Below are 17,476 nucleotides of genomic sequence, written 5' to 3'. Positions count from 1 at the left end.
GTACACGGCCCGTGCCGTCGAGGGGGAGGGGGAACAGCGCCTGCTCGTCGTGGACTTCGTGCTGCACGGTCCCGACGGGCCCGGTGGCGCTCCCATCGGCCCGGCCGGCTCGTGGGCCGAGGAGGCGACGGTCGGCGACGAGATCGGGCTCGTCGCACCACGCCGCGGCCACGAGCGCTCGTTCGGTGGCATCGAGTTCGCGCCAGCCGACGCGCGGCGGCTGATCCTGGTGGCCGACGAGACGGCCGTGCCCGCCCTCGCGTCGATCGCAGAGGCCCTGCCGGCGGACGCCGACGGCATCGCAGTCGTCGAGGTGCCCGACGCCACCGACGTCCTCGACGTGCGCTTCCCGCCCGGCATCGAGGCGCACTGGATCGCCCGCGGCGACCGTGAACGCGGGTCGCAGACGCTCGCGGCCCTGCGTTCCTGCCTCCGTCTCGACACCGGCGGCCGGCCCGTCGACCCGCTCCCGTCGCTCGGACCGGCGGCCGATCTCGACGACGACGTCTGGGAGACCGCGATGTACAGCTCGTCGGGCGACGACGTGGTGGGCGCCCTCGGCGATGCAGCGCGCCTCGGACCCGACGACACGTACGCGTGGGTGGCCGGTGACTCCGACACCGTCAAGGCGTGTCGTCGCCTCCTCGTCGGCGAGGGAGGCCTGCCGCGACACCAGGTCGCCTTCATGGGGTACTGGAAGCACGGACGCGCGCAGTAGGCGTCGCTTCCCCCGCGGGCCGAGGCCCGACCGTCAGGGGAGCGGTGGTTGCGCGGCACCCCGCCGGGCACCACGATGGGCCCGGGGTGGCCGGCGTCGTCCGCCCGACGCCACACCGGTGGCGGCGCGGCCCCGGCCGCGTCCATGACGACGGAAGAAGCTCCATGGAGATCTGGCCCGGCAAGCCCTACCCCCTCGGCGCCACCTACGACGGCGCGGGGGTCAACTTCGCGGTCTTCTCGGAGGTCGCCGAGCGTGTCGAGCTGTGTCTGCTCACGGACGACCTGGCCGAGACGCGCCTCGACCTGCCGGAGGTCGACGGGTTCGTGTGGCACGGGTACGTGCCGTTCCTGCAGCCCGGTCAGCGGTACGGTTTCCGCGTCCACGGCCCCTACGAGCCCGAGAACGGGCACCGCTGCAACCCGAGCAAGCTCCTGCTGGACCCGTACGCCAAGGCCATCGAGGGGCAGGCCGAGAACGACCAGTCCCTGTACTCGTACACCTTCGGTGACCCCGACGCGGCGACGACGACCGAGATCAACACCGACGACAGCATCGCCCACACGATGCACTCCGTCGTCGTCAACCCGTTCTTCGACTGGGGCGACGACCGCCCCCCGCGGCACGAGTACCACGAGAGCGTCATCTACGAGGCCCACGTCAAGGGCCTGACGATGCTGCACCCCGAGGTCCCGGAGGAGATCCGCGGCACCTACGCCGGCATCGCCCACCCGGCGACGATCAAGCACCTGACCGACCTCGGCGTCACCGCCGTCGAGCTGATGCCGGTGCACCAGTTCGTCCAGGACGCGCCGCTCGTCGAGCGCGGCCTGTCGAACTACTGGGGCTACAACACGATCGGCTTCCTGGCCCCGCACAACGCCTACGCGGCGGGGGGTCAGCGCGGGCAGCAGGTTCTGGAGTTCAAGGCCATGGTCAGGGCGCTGCACGAGGCCGACATCGAGGTCATCCTCGACGTCGTCTACAACCACACGGCGGAGGGCAACCACATGGGCCCGACGCTCGCCTTCCGGGGCCTGGACAACAACAGCTACTACCGGCTCGTCAGCGACGACCTGTCGCACTACTACGACACGACCGGCACCGGCAACAGCCTCCTCATGCGCAGCCCGCACGTGCTCCAGCTCATCATGGACTCGCTGCGCTACTGGGTCACCGAGATGCACGTCGACGGCTTCCGCTTCGACCTCGCCGCGACGCTGGCCCGCCAGTTCCACGAGGTCGACAAGCTGTCGGCGTTCTTCGACCTCATCCAGCAGGACCCGGTCGTCAGCCAGGTCAAGCTCATCGCCGAGCCCTGGGACGTCGGGGAGGGCGGCTACCAGGTCGGCGGCTTCCCGCCCCTGTGGACCGAGTGGAACGGCCAGTACCGTGACACGGTCCGGGACTTCTGGCGCGGCGAGGGCGGGGCGCTCGGCGAGTTCGCCTCCCGCTTCACGGGTTCGAGCGACCTCTACGAGCACTCCGGCCGGAAGCCGATCGCGTCGATCAACTTCGTCACCGCGCACGACGGCTTCACCCTGCGCGACCTCGTGTCGTACAACGACAAGCACAACGAGGCCAACGGTGAGGGCAACAACGACGGCGAGAGCCACAACCGCTCGTGGAACTGCGGCGTCGAGGGTCCGAGCGACGACCCCGCGGTGCGTGGCCTGCGGGCGCGCCAGCAGCGCAACTTCCTGACGACCCTCCTGCTCAGCCAGGGCGTCCCGATGCTCCTGCACGGCGACGAGCTCGGCCGCACCCAAGGCGGCAACAACAACGGGTACTGCCAGGACAACGACATCTCGTGGATCCACTGGGCCCTCGACGAGGACGACCAGCAGCTGCTCGCCTTCACCCAGTCGATCGTCCGGCTGCGCCGGGAGCACCCGGTGTTCCGCCGGCGCCGGTTCTTCGCCGGCAGCGCCGAGCACGGCGGTGAGAGCGAGCTCGGTGACATCGCCTGGCTCATGCCGAACGCCGAGCACATGGACGACGAGGCGTGGAGCAACGGAATGGCCAAGTCGCTCATGGTCTTCCTCAACGGCTCGGCCATCCCCGAGCCGGACCCGCGGGGACAGAAGATCCTCGACGACTCGTTCCTCGTGCTCTTCAACGCCCACCACGAGTCGCTGTCGTTCACGCTGCCGGACGCCGAGTACGGGACGGAGTGGCTCCCGGTCATCGACACGGCGCGGGAGGAGATCGAGGAGTCGCCCCTCGACCCGACGTGGCAGGTGCAGGTCGAGGCCCACAGCATCGTCGTCCTCCGGTGCCCGCGGGTGCCGGCGGCGCCGCCCGTCGCGGGCGTGACGGAGGGGGCCACGGCGTGACGGACGCGGCAGCCCGTCCCGGCATCCCGGTCTCGACGCACCGGCTCCAGCTCGAGCCCGGCTTCACCTTCGGGGACGCGCTGGCCCAGGTGGACCACCTCGCCGCCCTCGGCGTCTCGCACCTCTACCTGTCTCCCGTCCTGCAGGCCACGAGCGGGTCGATGCATGGGTACGACGTCGTCGACCACCGCCACGTCGCGGAGGGTCTCGGTGGCGACGCGGGCTTCGAGCGGCTGTGCGCAGCAGCGCACGAGGCGGGCCTCGGGGTCGTCGTCGACGTCGTCCCGAACCACATGACGACGCCGACGCCCCTGTCGCTCAACCGGCCCCTGTGGGACGTGCTGCGCGAGGGCCGCACCTCGGCGTACGCGTCCTGGTTCGACGTCGACTGGGACGCCCAGGACGGGCGGATCCTGCTGCCCGTGCTCGGCTCGCGGCTCGAGGAGGCGCTCGCGGCCGGGGAGCTGTCGCTGGGGGAGCACGAGGGCGAGCCGGTGGTCCGCTACTACGACCACGTGTTCCCGCTCGCGCCCGGCACGGACCCGTCGGCCCCGCTCGCCGACGTGCTGGAGGCCCAGCACTACCGGCTGGCGTTCTGGCAGGTCGGCGACGCCGAGCTGAACTACCGCCGCTTCTTCGACGTCACGTCGCTCATCGCCGTGCGCGTCGAGGACGCCGAGGTCTTCGACGCCACGCACGAGCGGCTCCTCGCGGCGGTGCGCTCCGGCGCGGTCGCCGGGCTTCGCATCGACCACCCGGACGGCCTGGCGGACCCCGAGGGGTACCTCGAACGGCTCGCCGAGGCCACCGGGGACGTCTGGGTCGTGGTGGAGAAGATCCTCGAGGGCGACGAGCAGCTGCCGGCGTCCTGGCGCACCGCGGGAACCACCGGCTACGACGCGCTGCTGCGCGTCGGGGGCCTGTTCGTCGACCCCGCAGGTGCCGCGCCGCTCGACGAGCTCTCGGCCGAGCTGGTCGGGGAGCGTCAGGACCTCGGAGCCATCGTCGCGACGTCGAAACGGTGGGTCGTCGAGGTCATGCTCGTCGCGGAGGTCGAGCGGCTGCTGCGGCTCGTGGCGCGGGCCCGGCCCGACCTCGACACCGACGAGGCGCGCCGGGTCCTCGAGACGATGCTCGTGGGCATGGACCGCTACCGCGTCTACCGCCGGCCCGGTACCGAGCCGCAGGAGCGGGACGCGGTGGCGCTCGAGTCCGCCGTGGCGCGCGGCCGGGAGTCGCTGCACGGCCCGGACCTCGACGCCCGCACGGTCGGGGCGCTCCTCGACCTCGCGCTCGGACGGGCCGAGCGGACGGATGCCGCCGCCGCCGACGAGTTCCTCGTCCGGTTCCAGCAGACGTGCGGACCCGTCATGGCCAAGGCCATCGAGGACACCGCGTACTACCGGTTCGTCCGGCTCGTGGGCCTCAACGAGGTCGGTGGCGACCCGGAGCGGGTCGGTGTCCCGGCAGCCGAGTTCCACCGGTTCGCGACGACGCTCGCCGAGCACTGGCCGGCGACGATGACGACCCTCTCGACCCACGACACCAAGCGAGCCGAGGACGTGCGGGCCCGGCTCTTCGTCCTGGCGGAGCGTCCCGAGGCGTGGGCGGCGTGGGTGCGCACCGCCCGCGGGCTGGCCGACCCCTTCCGGGATGACGCGCTCGACGCACTCACCGAGTACTTCCTCTGGCAGACGCTCGTGGGTGCCTGGCCGATCAGCGACGAGCGACTCAACGCCTACGCCCTCAAGGCGATCCGCGAGTCCAAGCTCTACACCCGATGGACCTCGCCGAACGAGGGGTACGAGGCCGCGGTCCATCGCTTCGTCTCCGGTGTGCTCGCGTCGGAGGACGTGCGGACGCACGTCGAGGCGTGGCTGACCGGCACGGCCACGGAGATCCGGGCCAACACCCTCGGGCAGAAGCTCGTCCAGCTGACGATGCCCGGCGTGCCGGACGTCTACCAGGGCACCGACCTCGTCGACCTGTCGCTCGTCGACCCGGACAACCGGCGTCTCGTCGACTACGCCGAGCGCCGCGACCGCCTTACCCGGCTGGACGCCGGTGCCGCCCCACAGGACCTCTCCGACGAGAAGCTCCTGCTCACCACGGCGGCCCTGCGCACCCGGCGGGCTGCCCCGGACGCCTTCGTCGGGCCGTCTGCGACGTACGCCGAGGTCGACTCCTCCTCGGCGCACCTCGTCGGGTTCGTGCGCGGGAACGACGACGGGCCACGCGTCGTGACGCTGGTCACGCGACTCGCCGGCCGGCTCGCCGACGCCGGGGGCTGGGGCGACGCGACGGTAGAGCTGCCGGCCGGAAGGTGGCGGGATGCCGTGTCGGGGCGCGCGACCGACGGCGGACGGGTACGGGTGGCGCAGGTGCTGCCCGACGAGCATCTGCCCGTCGCGCTCCTCGTCCACGAGGCGTGAGGCCGGCCCGGGCGCACCTCTGACCGGACCACCGACCACAGGGAACGCGATGAGTGAGAACGAGATCCACGTCTGGGCGCCGTACGCCACGACGGTGGAGGTGAGGGTCGCGGCCGCGGCGCACGGCACGGAACCGGAGCGCCGGTCCATGCAGCAGGCCGGGGACGGGTGGTGGTCATGGACGCCCACCGATGACCTCGCGAAGGCGGGTGTCCTCGACTACGCGTTCAGCCTGGACGGCGGCGACCCGCGCCCCGACCCGCGCAGCGCCTGGCAGCCGTACGGGGTGCACGGGCCCAGCCGCACGTTCGACGTCGCGGCCCACCGGTGGCAGGACGCGGGCTGGCGCGGCCCCCGCGAGGGTCGGGGCGTGGCCGGCGGCGTCGTCTACGAGCTGCACGTCGGCACGTTCACACCCGAGGGGACGCTCGATGCCGCGACCGGGCACCTCGACCACCTCGTCGAGCTCGGCATCGACGTCGTCGAGGTCATGCCCGTCGCGGCCTTCGGTGGGACCCACGGTTGGGGATATGACGGCGTCCAGCCGTACGCCGTCCAGGACGCCTACGGCGGGCCTGCGGCCTTCCAGCGCTTCGTCGACGCCTGCCACGGTCGCGGGCTGGGCGTCTGCCTCGACGTCGTCTACAACCACCTCGGCCCCACCGGCAACTACCTCGCGGAGTTCGGGCCGTACTTCACCGACGCGCACACGACGCCGTGGGGTCCGGCCGTCAACCTCGACGGTGACGGCTCGCAGCAGGTCCGGCGGTGGGTCGTCGACAACGCGCTGCGGTGGTTCCGCGACTTCCACGTCGACGCGCTGCGACTCGACGCCGTCCACGAGCTGCGTGACTCCTCCGATCGTCACGTCCTCGCGCAGCTGTCCGACGAGACCGCTTCTCTGGCAGCCCAGCTCGGCCGCTCGCTCGACCTCGTGGCGGAGAGCGACCTCAACGACCCGGTCATGGTGACGCCGACCGCGGAGGGCGGCCGGGGCATGACGGCGCAGTGGGACGACGACGTGCACCACGCCCTGCACGTGGCGCTCACCGGCGAGACCCAGGGCTACTACGCCGACTTCGCCGGCGGCACCGCCGCGTGGCCCGACGGGGGCGTGCTGTCGGTCCTGGCCAAGGTGCTCACCCAGGCCTTCCTGCACGACGGCCGCTACTCGACCTTCCGCGACGCGACCTGGGGTCGGCCGGTCGACCCCGCCACGACGTCCGGGCACCGCTTCGTCGCCTACCTGCAGACCCACGACCAGGTCGGCAACCGCGCGGTCGGCGACCGCATCGGGGCCACCGTGACGCCGGGCCAGCAGGCCATCGGCGCGGCGCTCTACCTCCTGTCGCCCTACACGGCGATGGTCTTCATGGGCGAGGAGTGGCGCGCGGGAACGCCCTTCGCGTTCTTCACCTCCTTCGAGGAGGACTGGCTCGCCGAGGCCGTGCGCACCGGGCGCCGGGGCGAGTTCGCGGCGCACGGGTGGGACGAGGCGGACGTCCCCGACCCGCAGGACCCGGCCACCCGCGAGTCGAGCGTGCTGCGGTGGTCGGAGGTCGACGCACCGGGCCACGTCGAGACGCTCGCGTTCTACCGGCGGCTCCTCGAGGTACGCCGCACCGAACCCGACATCGCCTCCGGTGACCTGCGGGACACGAGCGCCCGCTTCGACGAGGACGCCTCGTGGTTCGTCCTGTCACGCGGGCGGCTGCGCGTCGTGGCCAACCTGTCCGAGCAGTCCCAGGTCGTGCCCGTCGCGGACGACCTCGACGAGGTGCTGGCCTCGTGGGGCCGGCACCCCGAGAAGGCCCCCGGCGGCCTGCGCCTCGAGGGCCACGACGTCGCCGTCGTCCGCGCGGTGTGACGCGGGTGCGCCCTCAGTCCTCCTTGACGCGGACCATGCCCTCCTGGGCGGTCGTCGCGACGAGGGTGCCGTCCCGGGTGAAGATCTGTCCGATCGACAGGCCGCGACCGCTCGTGGCCGACGGCGCCGCCTGCGCGTAGAGCAGCCACTCGTCGGCTCGCGCGTCGCGGTGGAACCACATCGAGTGGTCGAGGCTCGCGACGCGCAGCCGACGGTCGGTCCACACGAGGCCATGGCGTCGCAGCACGGGCTCGAGCAGCGAGTAGTCGCTGGAGTAGGCCAGCACCGCGGCGTGCAGCAACGGGTCGTCCGGGAGCCGGTCGACGGCCCGCATCCACACGTGGTTGCTCGCGACCTGCTCGGGCCCCGGGTCGAGGAACATGTTGCTCTCGACGGGCCGCAGCTCGATGGGGCGGGACTCCGCGAGGTGCCGGGCGCCGGGGTGGTCGATGCCGCGGAACGCCTCGGCCAGCGAGGTCAGGCCCTCGGGGCCGGCCACCGCGGGCATCGGCTCCTGGTGGTCGAGGCCGCCGGCCCGCTCCTGGAACGAGCACACCATCGACATGATCGGCGCGCCCTTCTGCACGGCGTGGACCCGCCGCGTCGAGAAGGACCGGCCGTCGCGCATCTCCTCGACGGCGAACCGGATCGGCAGGGTGTCGTCGCCCGGACGCATGAAGTAGCCGTGCAGCGAGTGGATCGGGCGCGGGCCGTCGCCGTCGATCTCACGGACCGTCGTGCCGGCCGCCATGACGCACTGCGCGAGCACCTGGCCGCCGAAGACCCGGCCGTGCGGCATCTTCTGACTGCGCCCCTCGAAGACGCGCGCCGACGTCGCCCCGATCGACTCCGCGGCGTCGCGGCCGAGCACGTCGGTGACGGCGATCTGGGCCGTGCCGACGTCCTTGAGGGTCAGGACATCGATGAGGTCCTCGATCGGGGGGAGCACGGTGATCTCGTCGGTCACGCCCCGACCCTACCCAGCCCCCGTCGGCCCCGTCCCCGTGCCCGACGTGGGGCCGGCGCCACGGCACGGCCACCTGCCGCCGTGCTCACGCCTCGAGCGCGAGGACGAGCGGGAGCACCCCGGGCGCCCCGGCCTGACGCAGGAGGCCTGCGCACACCGTCAGCGTCCAGCGCGAGTCGGCGACGTCGTCGACGAGCAGCACGGGACCGGGCGCCCCGGCCAGCCGCGCCGCGAGCTCGGGTCCGACGACGAGTCGGCCCCACACGTTGGCCAGCCGGAAGGCGCTGTTGCCGCCAGGCTCGCCCACCGGGCCGCCCTCGGCGAGGTCGAGCGACCCGAGGTAGGGCAGCCGCCCGAGCTCGGCGATGCCCGCCGCCAGGGACCCGACGAGCCGTGGACGGCGTCGCGACGGGACCGACACGACCGCGACGGGCCGTTGCGACCACCCCCAGGTCGCGAGGACGTCGACGCACGCGCGCAGCACCTCGGGCGGCAGCTCGCCGTCGTCGCCGCGGAGCAGCTCGCGCAGCCGCTGACCCCAGCCGAGGTCGCTGAGCCGGGCGACCGCGCGGCCCTCGGTCATGGCCGTCTCCGCCCCGATGCGGCCGCGCACGGGGACACCGAGGCGGTCCATCCCGGACGGCCACTGCGCCCGGGGCTCCAGGGCGACACCGGGTCGGTCCAGCCGGGCGCGGGCGGTGGTGACGGCCGCGTCCGGGATCGTCGCGTCGAACCACGGCCCGGCACAGCCGTCGCAGCGGCCGCACGGCTCGGCCGTCTCGTCGTCGAGGCAGGTCTGCAGGAACGCCATGCGGCACCCCTCGTTGCGTTCGTAGTCGACCATGAGCTGCTGCTCACGCTCGCGGGCCTGCGTGACCCGCCCGTAGCGCTCCTCGTCGTAGGCCCACGGCTCGCCGGTGGCGGTCCACCCGCCGGGCACCCGGCGGACGGCGCCGTCGACGTCGAGCACCTTGAGCAGCAGCTCGAGCCGCGTGCGACGCACGTCGACGATGGCCTCGAGCGCGACCGTGGACAGCGGCTTCGGCGACTCGGTGAGGGCCCGCAGCACGGCGTCGGCCTGGTCCTGGCGCGGCATCGAGGCCGAGGCGAAGTAGCGCCAGATGTCCTTGTCCTCGGGGCCGGGCATGAGCAGGACGTCGGCGCGCTCCGTGGCCCGCCCCGCGCGACCGACCTGCTGGTAGTAGGCGACGGGGGAGGAGGGCGCACCCAGGTGCAGGACGAACCCGAGGTCGGGTTTGTCGAAGCCCATGCCGAGCGCCGACGTGGCCACGAGCGCCTTGACGGTGTTGTCGCGCAGTGCCTCCTCGAGGCGGATGCGCTCGGCAGGCTCGGTGCGGCCCGTGTAGGCGGCGACCTCGTGCCCGGCCTCGCGCAGCGCGGCGGCGACGTCCTCGGCCGCTGCCACGGTCAGGGCGTAGACGATGCCGGAGCCGGGCAGCTGTGCCAGGTGGGCGATGAGCCAGGCCAGCCGCTGCTCCGGCGCGGCGAGTGGCAGCACGCCGAGGCGCAGCGACGCCCGGGCGAGCGGACCGCGCAGCGTCAGCACGTCGTGGCCGCCGGCGCCGAGCTGCTCGACGACGTCGGTGACGACCCGCGCGTTGGCGGTGGCCGTCGTCGCGAGGACCGGCGTGTGCTCCGGCAGAGTCGTGAGCAGGTCGCGGATGCGGCGGTAGTCGGGCCGGAAGTCGTGCCCCCAGTCGCTGACGCAGTGCGCCTCGTCGACGACGAGCAGGCCGCAGGTCCGGGCCAGCTGCGGCAGCTGCTCGTCGCGGAACCGTGGGTTGTTGAGCCGCTCGGGGCTGACGAGCAGGACGTCGACGGCACCTGCCGCGAGGGCGGCCGACACCTCGCCCCACTCGTCGGCATTGGTGGAGTTGAGCGTCACGGCGCGGATGCCGGCCCGCTGGGCGGCCCCGATCTGGTCACGCATCAGCGCCAGCAGCGGGCTGACGATGACGGTCGGTCCCGCGCCCTCGGACCGGCGCAGGGCGGTCGCGACGAAGTACACGGCCGACTTGCCCCACCCCGTGCGCTGCACGACGAGGACGCGCCGACGACCCTCGACGAGTGCGGCGATGGCCTCGAGCTGGCCGTCACGGAACTCGGCGTCAGGCCGTCCGACGAGCCGGCGCAGTGCCTCGGTCGCCCGTGACCGCAGTGCGTCGTCGACCACGTCCACGGGTCCGGCGTCGCCCATGGCGTCGGTGGTGGTGGGCTGGGCGGCAGGCGTCGGGGGCATGCGTCCAACCTACGTGCCGCCGCTGACGGGTCCGCCTCCCCGGGCCGGGCCCTGTGGACGCCGGTGGGCGCCCGGACGGGGATGGGGACGGGCTGGGAGGATGGCGTCATGACCGACGCGCCGGACGGCACGACCCGTTCCTCGACCGACCTCCAGGCCCCGTACGCCGCGCACGTGGCGCTGCGCTGGTCCGACATGGACGCCTACGCGCACATCAACAACGTGCAGTTCCTCCGGCTGCTCGAGGACGCGCGCGTCATCGCCTTCCGGGACTGGTTCGACGGCACCGGCGCGGGCAACAAGACGCTGCTCGACGAGGGCGTGCTCGTCGCGCGACACGAGATCGAGTACCGGCGGCCGCTCGGCTTCCGGCACGCACCGGTCGAGATCCGGATGTGGGTCTCGCGGGTCGGTGGGGCCGGCTTCGACGTCGCCTACATCGTCACCGACCCCGTGGGGATCGACCCACAGGGTGCCCAGGGGCGAGGTGACGGGACGCGAGGTGACGAGGTCGTGTACGCCGTCGCGGAGACCGAGCTGGCCCTCTACGACTTCGCGTCCGCGTCACCGCGGCGGATGCGGCCGGAGGAGCGGGACGCCCTGCGGCCCCACCGCAGTGGCCCGGCACCGTTCCGGCGTCGACGGTGAGGGCCCGACCGTGACCACCGACGTGCGACACGTCGACTTCGGTGACCCCCGGGGCCTGGCCGACCTCGAGACGTTCCTGGGCCGGGCCCGGCGCGCCAACCCCGACGGCGCCGTGCGGCTGCAGGTCGCCGGCGGCCTGGCCCTCGTCACGGTCGCCGTCCTCGAGGGCGGCGGCCTGCTCGGTGAGGGCACGGTCCTCGGTCTGCGCGTCGTGCGGGTCCGGGCAGTCGGCCACGACGCCGGCGCGGCCCTCGACACGACGGTGTCGTTCGCGTCGCTCGCCGACCGGCTGGCGCGCCGCGACGCGTCGAGCGTCCTCGCCGTGCCCCCGACCACCGTGCGGGCGCCGTGGGGCGGGCTGACACCCCCACGCGACGGCTGGGAGCCCGTGGGGCGGCTCACCAGCGAGGCCGTGGACGCGGTTGCGCGCGAGGGGATCTCGCAGGTTGCCGCGGGAACCCCCGACGGTGCCGGCGCTCACGCGGTCACGGCCCTGCGCCGTCGCGTGTGGGGCGCGATGACCGACACCGTGCCGCCCGTCGCGGCCGGTCTGGCCTTCGGCGCGCACGTGCTCGGCTTCACCGCGCCGGGCACCGAGGCGTCGGTGTCGACCAACGGACGCTGGACCCGCCTGTCGACCGCGCGCGGTCACGTGCTGGTGCGCTGACGAAGCGGCTTCGTCAGCGCCCGGTCCACGTGCCGCGCTGGACGAGCACCTGCTTGAGCACGTCGATGCGGTCGCTGACGAGACCGTCCACGCCGAGGTCGAGCAGCCGGTGCATCTGCTCCGGGTCGTCGATCGTCCAGACATGCACCTGCTTGCCCGCTGCGTGCGCCGCCGCGACGAACCCCGGGGTCACGACCTGCACGACGCGCCCGCGCACGGGGAACGAGGCGGGCACCTGGAAGACCTCCGCGGGTGAGCGCAGCCAGCGGGCCAGCCAGCGCGGGCCGTAGCGGTTGACCGCGGCGCCGACGGGCGCGGCCGCGGTCGTGACGCGTCCGCGGGCGAGGCGTCGGAACTGGGCGATGTTGCGCTGCGAGAACGAGCCGACGCAGACCCGCTCGTGGAGGCGGCGCTCCTCGATGAGACGCCAGAGGGCCGCCGGCGTCCCCGGCGCCTTGAGGTCGAGGTTGAGGTTGACCTCCGGCCACGCGTCGAGGACCTCGGTGAGCAGGGGCACGCGCTCACCGTCGCCGATGGCGGCCTCGCGCACCTGCTCCCAGGTGAGCCGGTGGATGAGTCCGGCCCGGTCGGTCACGCGGTCGAGGCGGGTGTCGTGGAAGGCGACGAGCCGGCCGTCGGCCGTCAGGTGCACGTCGGTCTCGAGGTGGGTGTAGCCGAGGGCGACGGCATGGCCGAACGCCGTCATCGTGTTCTCGAGGCCGACGTTGGGCCGGTAGAGCGCGCCACCGCGGTGGGCGAGGGCCACCGGCGTCCGGGCGAGGTAGGGGCGGGGGCGCGGCGCCGGCACGGTCATGGCGCGAGACTAGGCGCTCACCGCCCGGCCTGGACACCTCCGGTGGTGCGACGAGGGCGCCCCCTGGCCGGGGGCGCCCTCGCGCGGGTCGGAGCAGTGGGGGACCGGCGCGGTCAGGCCCAGAGTGCCCAGACGGTCGTGTCGGTGGGGACGCGTCCGGCCACCAGGGGACCGGAGGCGACGAGCACGTCGACGCCCTCGGGCAGCTCGACCGGCTCGGCGCCGAGGTTGGTGACGACGAGGACGCGCTCGCGGTCCGGTCCGCCGTTGGTCAGGGCGAGGACGTCCTCTCCGTAGCCCTCGACCCACGTCAGCGACCCGGTGCCGAGGTGGAGGCGTCGACGCTCCGCGAGCAGCGACCGGTAGAGCTCGAGGGTGGACCCGGGCACGCCGGTCTGCCGGTCGACCGCGTAGTCGGCGTAGACCGCCGGCTGCGGCAGCCACGTCGCGTCGGTCGGGCCGAAGCCGAGGCTGGGCGCGTCGGCGACCCACGGCATCGGGACCCGGCAGCCGTCGCGGCCGGTCTCGGCGCCCGCGGTGCGCGCGAACGTCGGGTCCTGGCGGAACTCGGCCGGCATGTCCGTCGAGTCGGGCAGGCCGAGCTCCTCGCCCTGGTACAGGTAGGCACCGCCCGGCAGGGCCAGCATGAGCGCGGTCGCGGCCCGGGCGCGGCGCAGGCCGAGCTCGCGGTCCGGTTGCGGGTCGGCGGCGCTGATGCCGTTCATCCGCGGCGTGCCGGGCGCGAAACCGAGGCGCGAGGCGTGGCGCACGACGTCATGGTTCGACAGCACCCACGTCGACGGCGCGCCCACCGAGTCGGCCGCCCGCAGCGACGACGTGATGACCGAGCGCAGGTCGGCGGCGACCCACGCCGAGGTGAGGAAGTCGAAGTTGAACGCCTGGTGCATCTCGTCCGGGCGGACGTACGCGACGGCGCGCTCCTGCGGCTCGACCCAGGCCTCGGCGCACAGGATGCGGTCGGGGGTGCCGTAGGACTCGAGGACGCGGCGCCAGGAACGGTAGATCTCGTGGACGCCGTCCTGGTCCCACATCGGGCTGCGCTTCGTGTGGTCGATGCGGGGCTGGTCGTCCGGGCGCGCGGTTGCCACGGCGGCGTCGTCGTGCTCGGCGTGGCCGAGCATGACGGTGCGCTCCTCCTCGGTGTCGGGCAGGCCCTGCTCCTTGATCAGGCCGTGCGCGACGTCGACGCGGAAGCCGTCGACGCCCCGGTCGAGCCAGAAGCGCAGGATCGACTCGAACTCGGCACGCACCTCGGGGTGCTCCCAGTTGAAGTCGGGCTGCTTCGGGTCGAACAGGTGCAGGTACCACTGGCCCGGACGGCCGTTCTCCTCGGTGACCTGCGTCCACGCGGCGCCGCCGAAGACGGACTGCCAGTTGTTCGGGGGCAGCTCGCCGTGCTCGCCGCGGCCCTCGCGGAAGACGTAGCGCTCGCGCTCGGCCGAGCCGGGGCCCGCTGCGAGCGCGGCTGCGAACCACTCGTGCTCGTCCGAGGAGTGGTTCGGGACCATGTCCACGATGACCTTGAGGCCCAGCTCGTGGGCGCGCGCGATCATCCCGTCCGCGTCGGCGAGCGTGCCGAACAGCGGGTCGACGTCGCGGTAGTCGGCGACGTCGTAGCCGGCGTCGGCCTGGGGCGAGGTGTAGAACGGCGACAGCCAGACCGCGTCGACGCCGAGCGCGCTGAGGTGCTCGAGGCGCGCGGTGATGCCGGGCAGGTCGCCGACGCCGTCGCCGTCGCCGTCGCTCCACGAGCGGGGGTAGATCTGGTAGATCACGGCCTGACGCCACCACGCCCCGTCCGGGTGGTCGGCGGCGTGGACCGGGCTGTCCGCCTCGCGGACGCCCGTCACGGTGGCGGGCGTGAGGGTCTGGGTTGCTGATCGCGTCACGAGCCACCATCGTTCCTCATGCCCACGGAAACTCCAAGCAAGATCTGCAAGATCTTGCATGTCGACCCTGCGGGTGGCGTCGTCGAGCGCCGCGAGGGGGACCGTCGCGTGGCCCCGTCCCGGCAGCCTGCTGGACGAAGCGCGCGCAACGGGGTTCGGCGCGCGGACTTTCGCGCGCCGGGACCGTGCATCGCGCGCCACGTGGTGTGACGCGCGCTCCGGGCCGGGATCGACGCCAGCTGCTGACGCGGCTCGTCCAGCCACCCAGTACGCCGGTCCGGCACTGCCGACCACCAGGCCGCGGCCTGCTCACCGGCCGGGGACCGAGCCACCACACCGCGGCCCGCTGGCCGGCCTCCCGCTCCACGGCGTGAGGCTGGACGTGGCTCGGGTCGGCTCGGTCAGTCAGGGCCGTCCATCTCGATGACCCCGGCGGCGGCCGCCTTCTTCACGGCGTCGGCCTCGGCCTGGGTCAGCGTGCCGCTCTGCACCGCCTGGGCGAGCCGGTCGTCGAAGGCCTTCTGGCGTGCGGCCTGCGCGGCCGCACGAACGGCGGCGATGGCGCCGCGCACCTTGGCGACGTCCATGCGCAGGCGCTTGGCGAGCGCCGTCGTGAAGGCATCGAGCCTCGCGTCGCGCTGGGCCGTCGACGGAGGCGAGGTCGGCGGTGTGGTGGGCGACGTGGTCGGCGGGGCGGTCGGCTGGGCCGCGGCGCGGGCGGCGCGGAGGTCGTCTCGGGCGCCCTTGATGGCGTCGCGCAACGTCGACTCGCTGACGCCGAGGCGCGCCGCGAGGTCGGCCACGCCGGCGCCGAGGTGCCCGACACCCAGACCGCGCCCGAGGTCTCCACCGCCCTTGCCGGGCCGGCCACCGGGACCCCAACCGTGCCCGTGGTTGCCGTTGCCGTTCCCGTGGTTGCCGTTGCCGGGGTTGCCGGTGGCGGTCGGGGCGGGGGTCGTCGCGGCCGCCGGGACGACCGCCACGGCGGTCCTCGAGGACGGGCTCGGCGAGTCGGCGCGGGCCACCGCGGAGACTCCCAGGGCGACGGCCAGCGCGGCGGCGCCTGCTGCAGCGACCCCCACCGACGTGCGGTTCAGCTCGACCATCTCGGCCTCCTTGCGGATGCAGGCGCCACGCCACCCGTGGCCACACGCACCAGCACAGCACGGCCCGCGTCGGGGCGTCAGAGGTTTCGCCTGTGACTCGGCTGTGACTTCCTGTGAGCCGGAGGGCGTCCCCGGACGCTCAGAACGTGCCGTCGGGTCCGGGGGTGTTGACGAGCGAGTAGGCCGCGCGCGTCAGGTAGTCGCGCAGCAGGTCGTCGTGCTCGGGCGCGAGGTCGAGCGTGTCGACCGCGTTCATCATGTGCAGCAGCCAGCGGTCACGCATGTCGGGGGTCACCGGAAAGGGCATGTGGCGCATCCGCAGCCTCGGGTGGCCGCGCTGCTGCGAGTACGTCGTCGGCCCACCCCAGTACTGCTCGAAGAACATCCGCAGGCGCTCCTCCGCGGGGCCGAGGTCCTGCTCCGGGTAGAGCGCGCGCAGCGGCTCGTCCCGGGCGACGCCCCGGTAGAACTCGCGGACGAGCTTGGCGAAGGTCTCGTGGCCGCCGAAGTCCTCGTAGTAGGTCACGCCGGTCAGTGTCTCAGGTGCGGTCCGGTGGCCTCAGAGCGGCTTGCCCCCGCCGTACGGCGGCATGACCGGTGACGGGCTCTTGATGCCGGCCCGGTCGAGGGCGCCCTTGACCTGCTCGCGGATCTCGCGCTGGATGGCGAACTGCTCGTTCGCGACGGTCTTGGCCAGGATCCTGATCGTGATGACACCGGCCGACATCGACTCGACGCCGACGACGTTCGGCTCCTCGAGCAGGACGTCCCGCCACCGGTCGTCGTCGTCCATGACCGACACGACGTCGCGGATCACCGAGGTCGCCTGCTCGACGTCCTGGTCGTAGGCGATCGGGACGTCGACCATCGCCGTGGACCACCCCTGAGTCTTGTTGCCGATGCGGATGATCTCGCCGTTGCGGATGTACCACGTCATGCCCTGCGCGTCGCGCAGCTGCGTGATGCGCAGCGACACGTTCTCGACGGTGCCGACGGCCTCACCGGTGTCGATGACGTCGCCGACGCCGTACTGGTCCTCGATGATCATGAAGACACCCGAGAGGAAGTCCTTGACGAGGCTCTGGGCGCCGAACGCGAGCGCGACGCCACCCACCCCGGCCGAGGTGAGGATCGGCGTCAGCGGGATGCCGACGAGCGAGAGCACGGTCAGGCCCGTCACGCCGAAGACGATGAAGGTCGTGATGCTCTTGAGCAGCGCACCCATCGTCTGGGTCCGCTGCACGTGGCGGGCGTTGGCGACACCCACCGCGCTCGGCGCCCGGCGGTTGCCCCCGAGGAGGCCGGCGAGGCGCTCGGCGCGTCTGGAGGCGGCCGTCGCGACGACGCGGTTGATGAGGCGGTGCACGGCCCACCGGACGAAGAGCCCGAGCACGATCGTCACGAGGATGAGCAACGGCGTGCCGACGAGCCAGTCGCCGAGCTGGGACCAGGTGACCTGCGGCATGGACAGCTCCAACGGTCCCTCCGTTCCGGGCAGGTGTGGTGGCGTGTCGGTCGGCGCGAGCGCCCTGACGAGGCGCGCGGTGGACGGGGTCGGTGTCGTGAGTTCGTCGGTCACAGAGTCTCGTTCGGTGCAGGGGACAGGGCCGGTGAGAGGGGGCGCCGCCGCGGCGGCGACCGGTCTCGATGGTCCCAGACGGCAGGACGCTGCCACCGGCCGGGGGAACGGGCGAGCGCCCGTCCGACCCGGGACCTGTCTCTTATACACATCTGACGCTGCCGACGACGGA

Annotated in this window: 13 protein-coding genes; 6 read left to right on the top strand and 7 right to left on the bottom strand. The window is 73.2% G+C overall.

Going from position 1 to position 17,476, the window contains the following annotated elements; translation table 11 throughout:
* From ACR9ZK_RS15080 to treZ, 4 genes are all read left to right on the top strand, one after another.
* Positions 1-718, top strand: a 718-nt coding sequence (locus ACR9ZK_RS15080; protein WP_481342764.1) for a siderophore-interacting protein, incomplete at its 5' end; no start/stop codon positions are given.
* A gap of 164 nt (positions 719-882) precedes the next feature.
* Positions 883-3,054: a glycogen debranching protein GlgX gene (glgX, locus tag ACR9ZK_RS15075; RefSeq protein ID WP_481342763.1), complete on the top strand. Its 2,172-nt coding sequence runs from the start codon at positions 883-885 to the stop codon at positions 3,052-3,054.
* A complete protein-coding gene (treY, locus tag ACR9ZK_RS15070; protein ID WP_481342761.1) occupies positions 3,051-5,486 on the top strand; it encodes a malto-oligosyltrehalose synthase in 2,436 nt (811 codons plus the stop codon). The genes glgX and treY overlap by 4 nt, the downstream gene beginning before the upstream one ends.
* Positions 5,487-5,535: 49 nt before the next feature.
* Positions 5,536-7,353 carry a malto-oligosyltrehalose trehalohydrolase gene (gene treZ / locus ACR9ZK_RS15065; protein ID WP_481342759.1) on the top strand — a complete coding sequence of 606 codons (1,818 nt, stop codon included), beginning with the start codon at positions 5,536-5,538 and terminating at the stop codon, positions 7,351-7,353.
* A 13-nt stretch (positions 7,354-7,366) separates the two neighbouring features.
* Here the strand turns inward: treZ and ACR9ZK_RS15060 are convergent, their stop codons facing one another.
* Both ACR9ZK_RS15060 and ACR9ZK_RS15055 read right to left on the bottom strand, forming a co-directional pair.
* The gene (locus ACR9ZK_RS15060; RefSeq protein ID WP_481342757.1) at positions 7,367-8,320 is read right to left on the bottom strand and encodes an acyl-CoA thioesterase; all 954 of its coding nucleotides are present in this window, start codon (positions 8,318-8,320) and stop codon (positions 7,367-7,369) included.
* An 85-nt stretch (positions 8,321-8,405) separates the two neighbouring features.
* Positions 8,406-10,538, bottom strand: a complete 2,133-nt coding sequence (locus ACR9ZK_RS15055) for a RecQ family ATP-dependent DNA helicase (RefSeq protein ID WP_481342765.1) — start codon at positions 10,536-10,538, stop codon at positions 8,406-8,408.
* Positions 10,539-10,688: 150 nt separating this feature from the next.
* On the opposite strand from ACR9ZK_RS15055, the gene ACR9ZK_RS15050 reads away from it, so the two are divergent.
* Together ACR9ZK_RS15050 and ACR9ZK_RS15045 are read left to right on the top strand one after the other, a co-directional pair.
* The gene (locus ACR9ZK_RS15050; protein WP_481342756.1) at positions 10,689-11,228 is read left to right on the top strand and encodes an acyl-CoA thioesterase; all 540 of its coding nucleotides are present in this window, start codon (positions 10,689-10,691) and stop codon (positions 11,226-11,228) included.
* Positions 11,229-11,238: 10 nt separating this feature from the next.
* Positions 11,239-11,895: a DUF8185 domain-containing protein gene (locus ACR9ZK_RS15045; RefSeq protein WP_481342755.1), complete on the top strand. Its 657-nt coding sequence runs from the start codon at positions 11,239-11,241 to the stop codon at positions 11,893-11,895.
* 13 nt (positions 11,896-11,908) lie between these two features.
* Here the strand turns inward: ACR9ZK_RS15045 and ACR9ZK_RS15040 are convergent, their stop codons facing one another.
* The 5 genes from ACR9ZK_RS15040 to ACR9ZK_RS15020 all read right to left on the bottom strand — a co-directional run bounded on the left by ACR9ZK_RS15040 (position 11,909) and on the right by ACR9ZK_RS15020 (position 17,304).
* Entirely contained in the window at positions 11,909-12,709 is an 801-nt protein-coding gene (locus ACR9ZK_RS15040; RefSeq protein ID WP_481342754.1) for a glycerophosphodiester phosphodiesterase family protein, read from the bottom strand.
* Between the two features lie 113 nt (positions 12,710-12,822).
* Entirely contained in the window at positions 12,823-14,619 is a 1,797-nt protein-coding gene (locus ACR9ZK_RS15035; RefSeq protein WP_481342753.1) for a glycoside hydrolase family 13 protein, read from the bottom strand.
* A gap of 401 nt (positions 14,620-15,020) precedes the next feature.
* A complete protein-coding gene (locus ACR9ZK_RS15030; protein WP_481342752.1) occupies positions 15,021-15,725 on the bottom strand; it encodes a hypothetical protein in 705 nt (234 codons plus the stop codon).
* 139 nt (positions 15,726-15,864) lie between these two features.
* Positions 15,865-16,251 carry a globin gene (locus ACR9ZK_RS15025; protein WP_481342751.1) on the bottom strand — a complete coding sequence of 129 codons (387 nt, stop codon included), beginning with the start codon at positions 16,249-16,251 and terminating at the stop codon, positions 15,865-15,867.
* 33 nt (positions 16,252-16,284) lie between these two features.
* A complete protein-coding gene (locus tag ACR9ZK_RS15020; RefSeq protein WP_481342750.1) occupies positions 16,285-17,304 on the bottom strand; it encodes a mechanosensitive ion channel family protein in 1,020 nt (339 codons plus the stop codon).
* Between the last annotated feature and the right edge of the window lie 172 nt (positions 17,305-17,476).

Source organism: Monashia sp. HAY1-5C (assembly GCF_056755255.1).
The sequence above is the reverse complement of the archived record's forward strand: the minus strand, read 5'-3'. Positions and strand labels throughout refer to the sequence as shown.

Bases quoted from the DNA above. Each gene is read 5' to 3' on its own strand.
- glgX (WP_481342763.1), top strand. From the start codon at position 883: ATGGAGATCTGGCCCGGCAAGCCCTACCCCCTCGGCGCCACCTACGAC.
- treZ (WP_481342759.1), top strand. From the start codon at position 5,536: ATGAGTGAGAACGAGATCCACGTCTGGGCGCCGTACGCCACGACGGTG.
- ACR9ZK_RS15055 (WP_481342765.1), bottom strand. From the start codon at position 10,538: ATGGGCGACGCCGGACCCGTGGACGTGGTCGACGACGCACTGCGGTCA.
- ACR9ZK_RS15050 (WP_481342756.1), top strand. From the start codon at position 10,689: ATGACCGACGCGCCGGACGGCACGACCCGTTCCTCGACCGACCTCCAG.
- ACR9ZK_RS15040 (WP_481342754.1), bottom strand. From the start codon at position 12,709: ATGACCGTGCCGGCGCCGCGCCCCCGCCCCTACCTCGCCCGGACGCCG.
- ACR9ZK_RS15030 (WP_481342752.1), bottom strand. From the start codon at position 15,725: ATGGTCGAGCTGAACCGCACGTCGGTGGGGGTCGCTGCAGCAGGCGCC.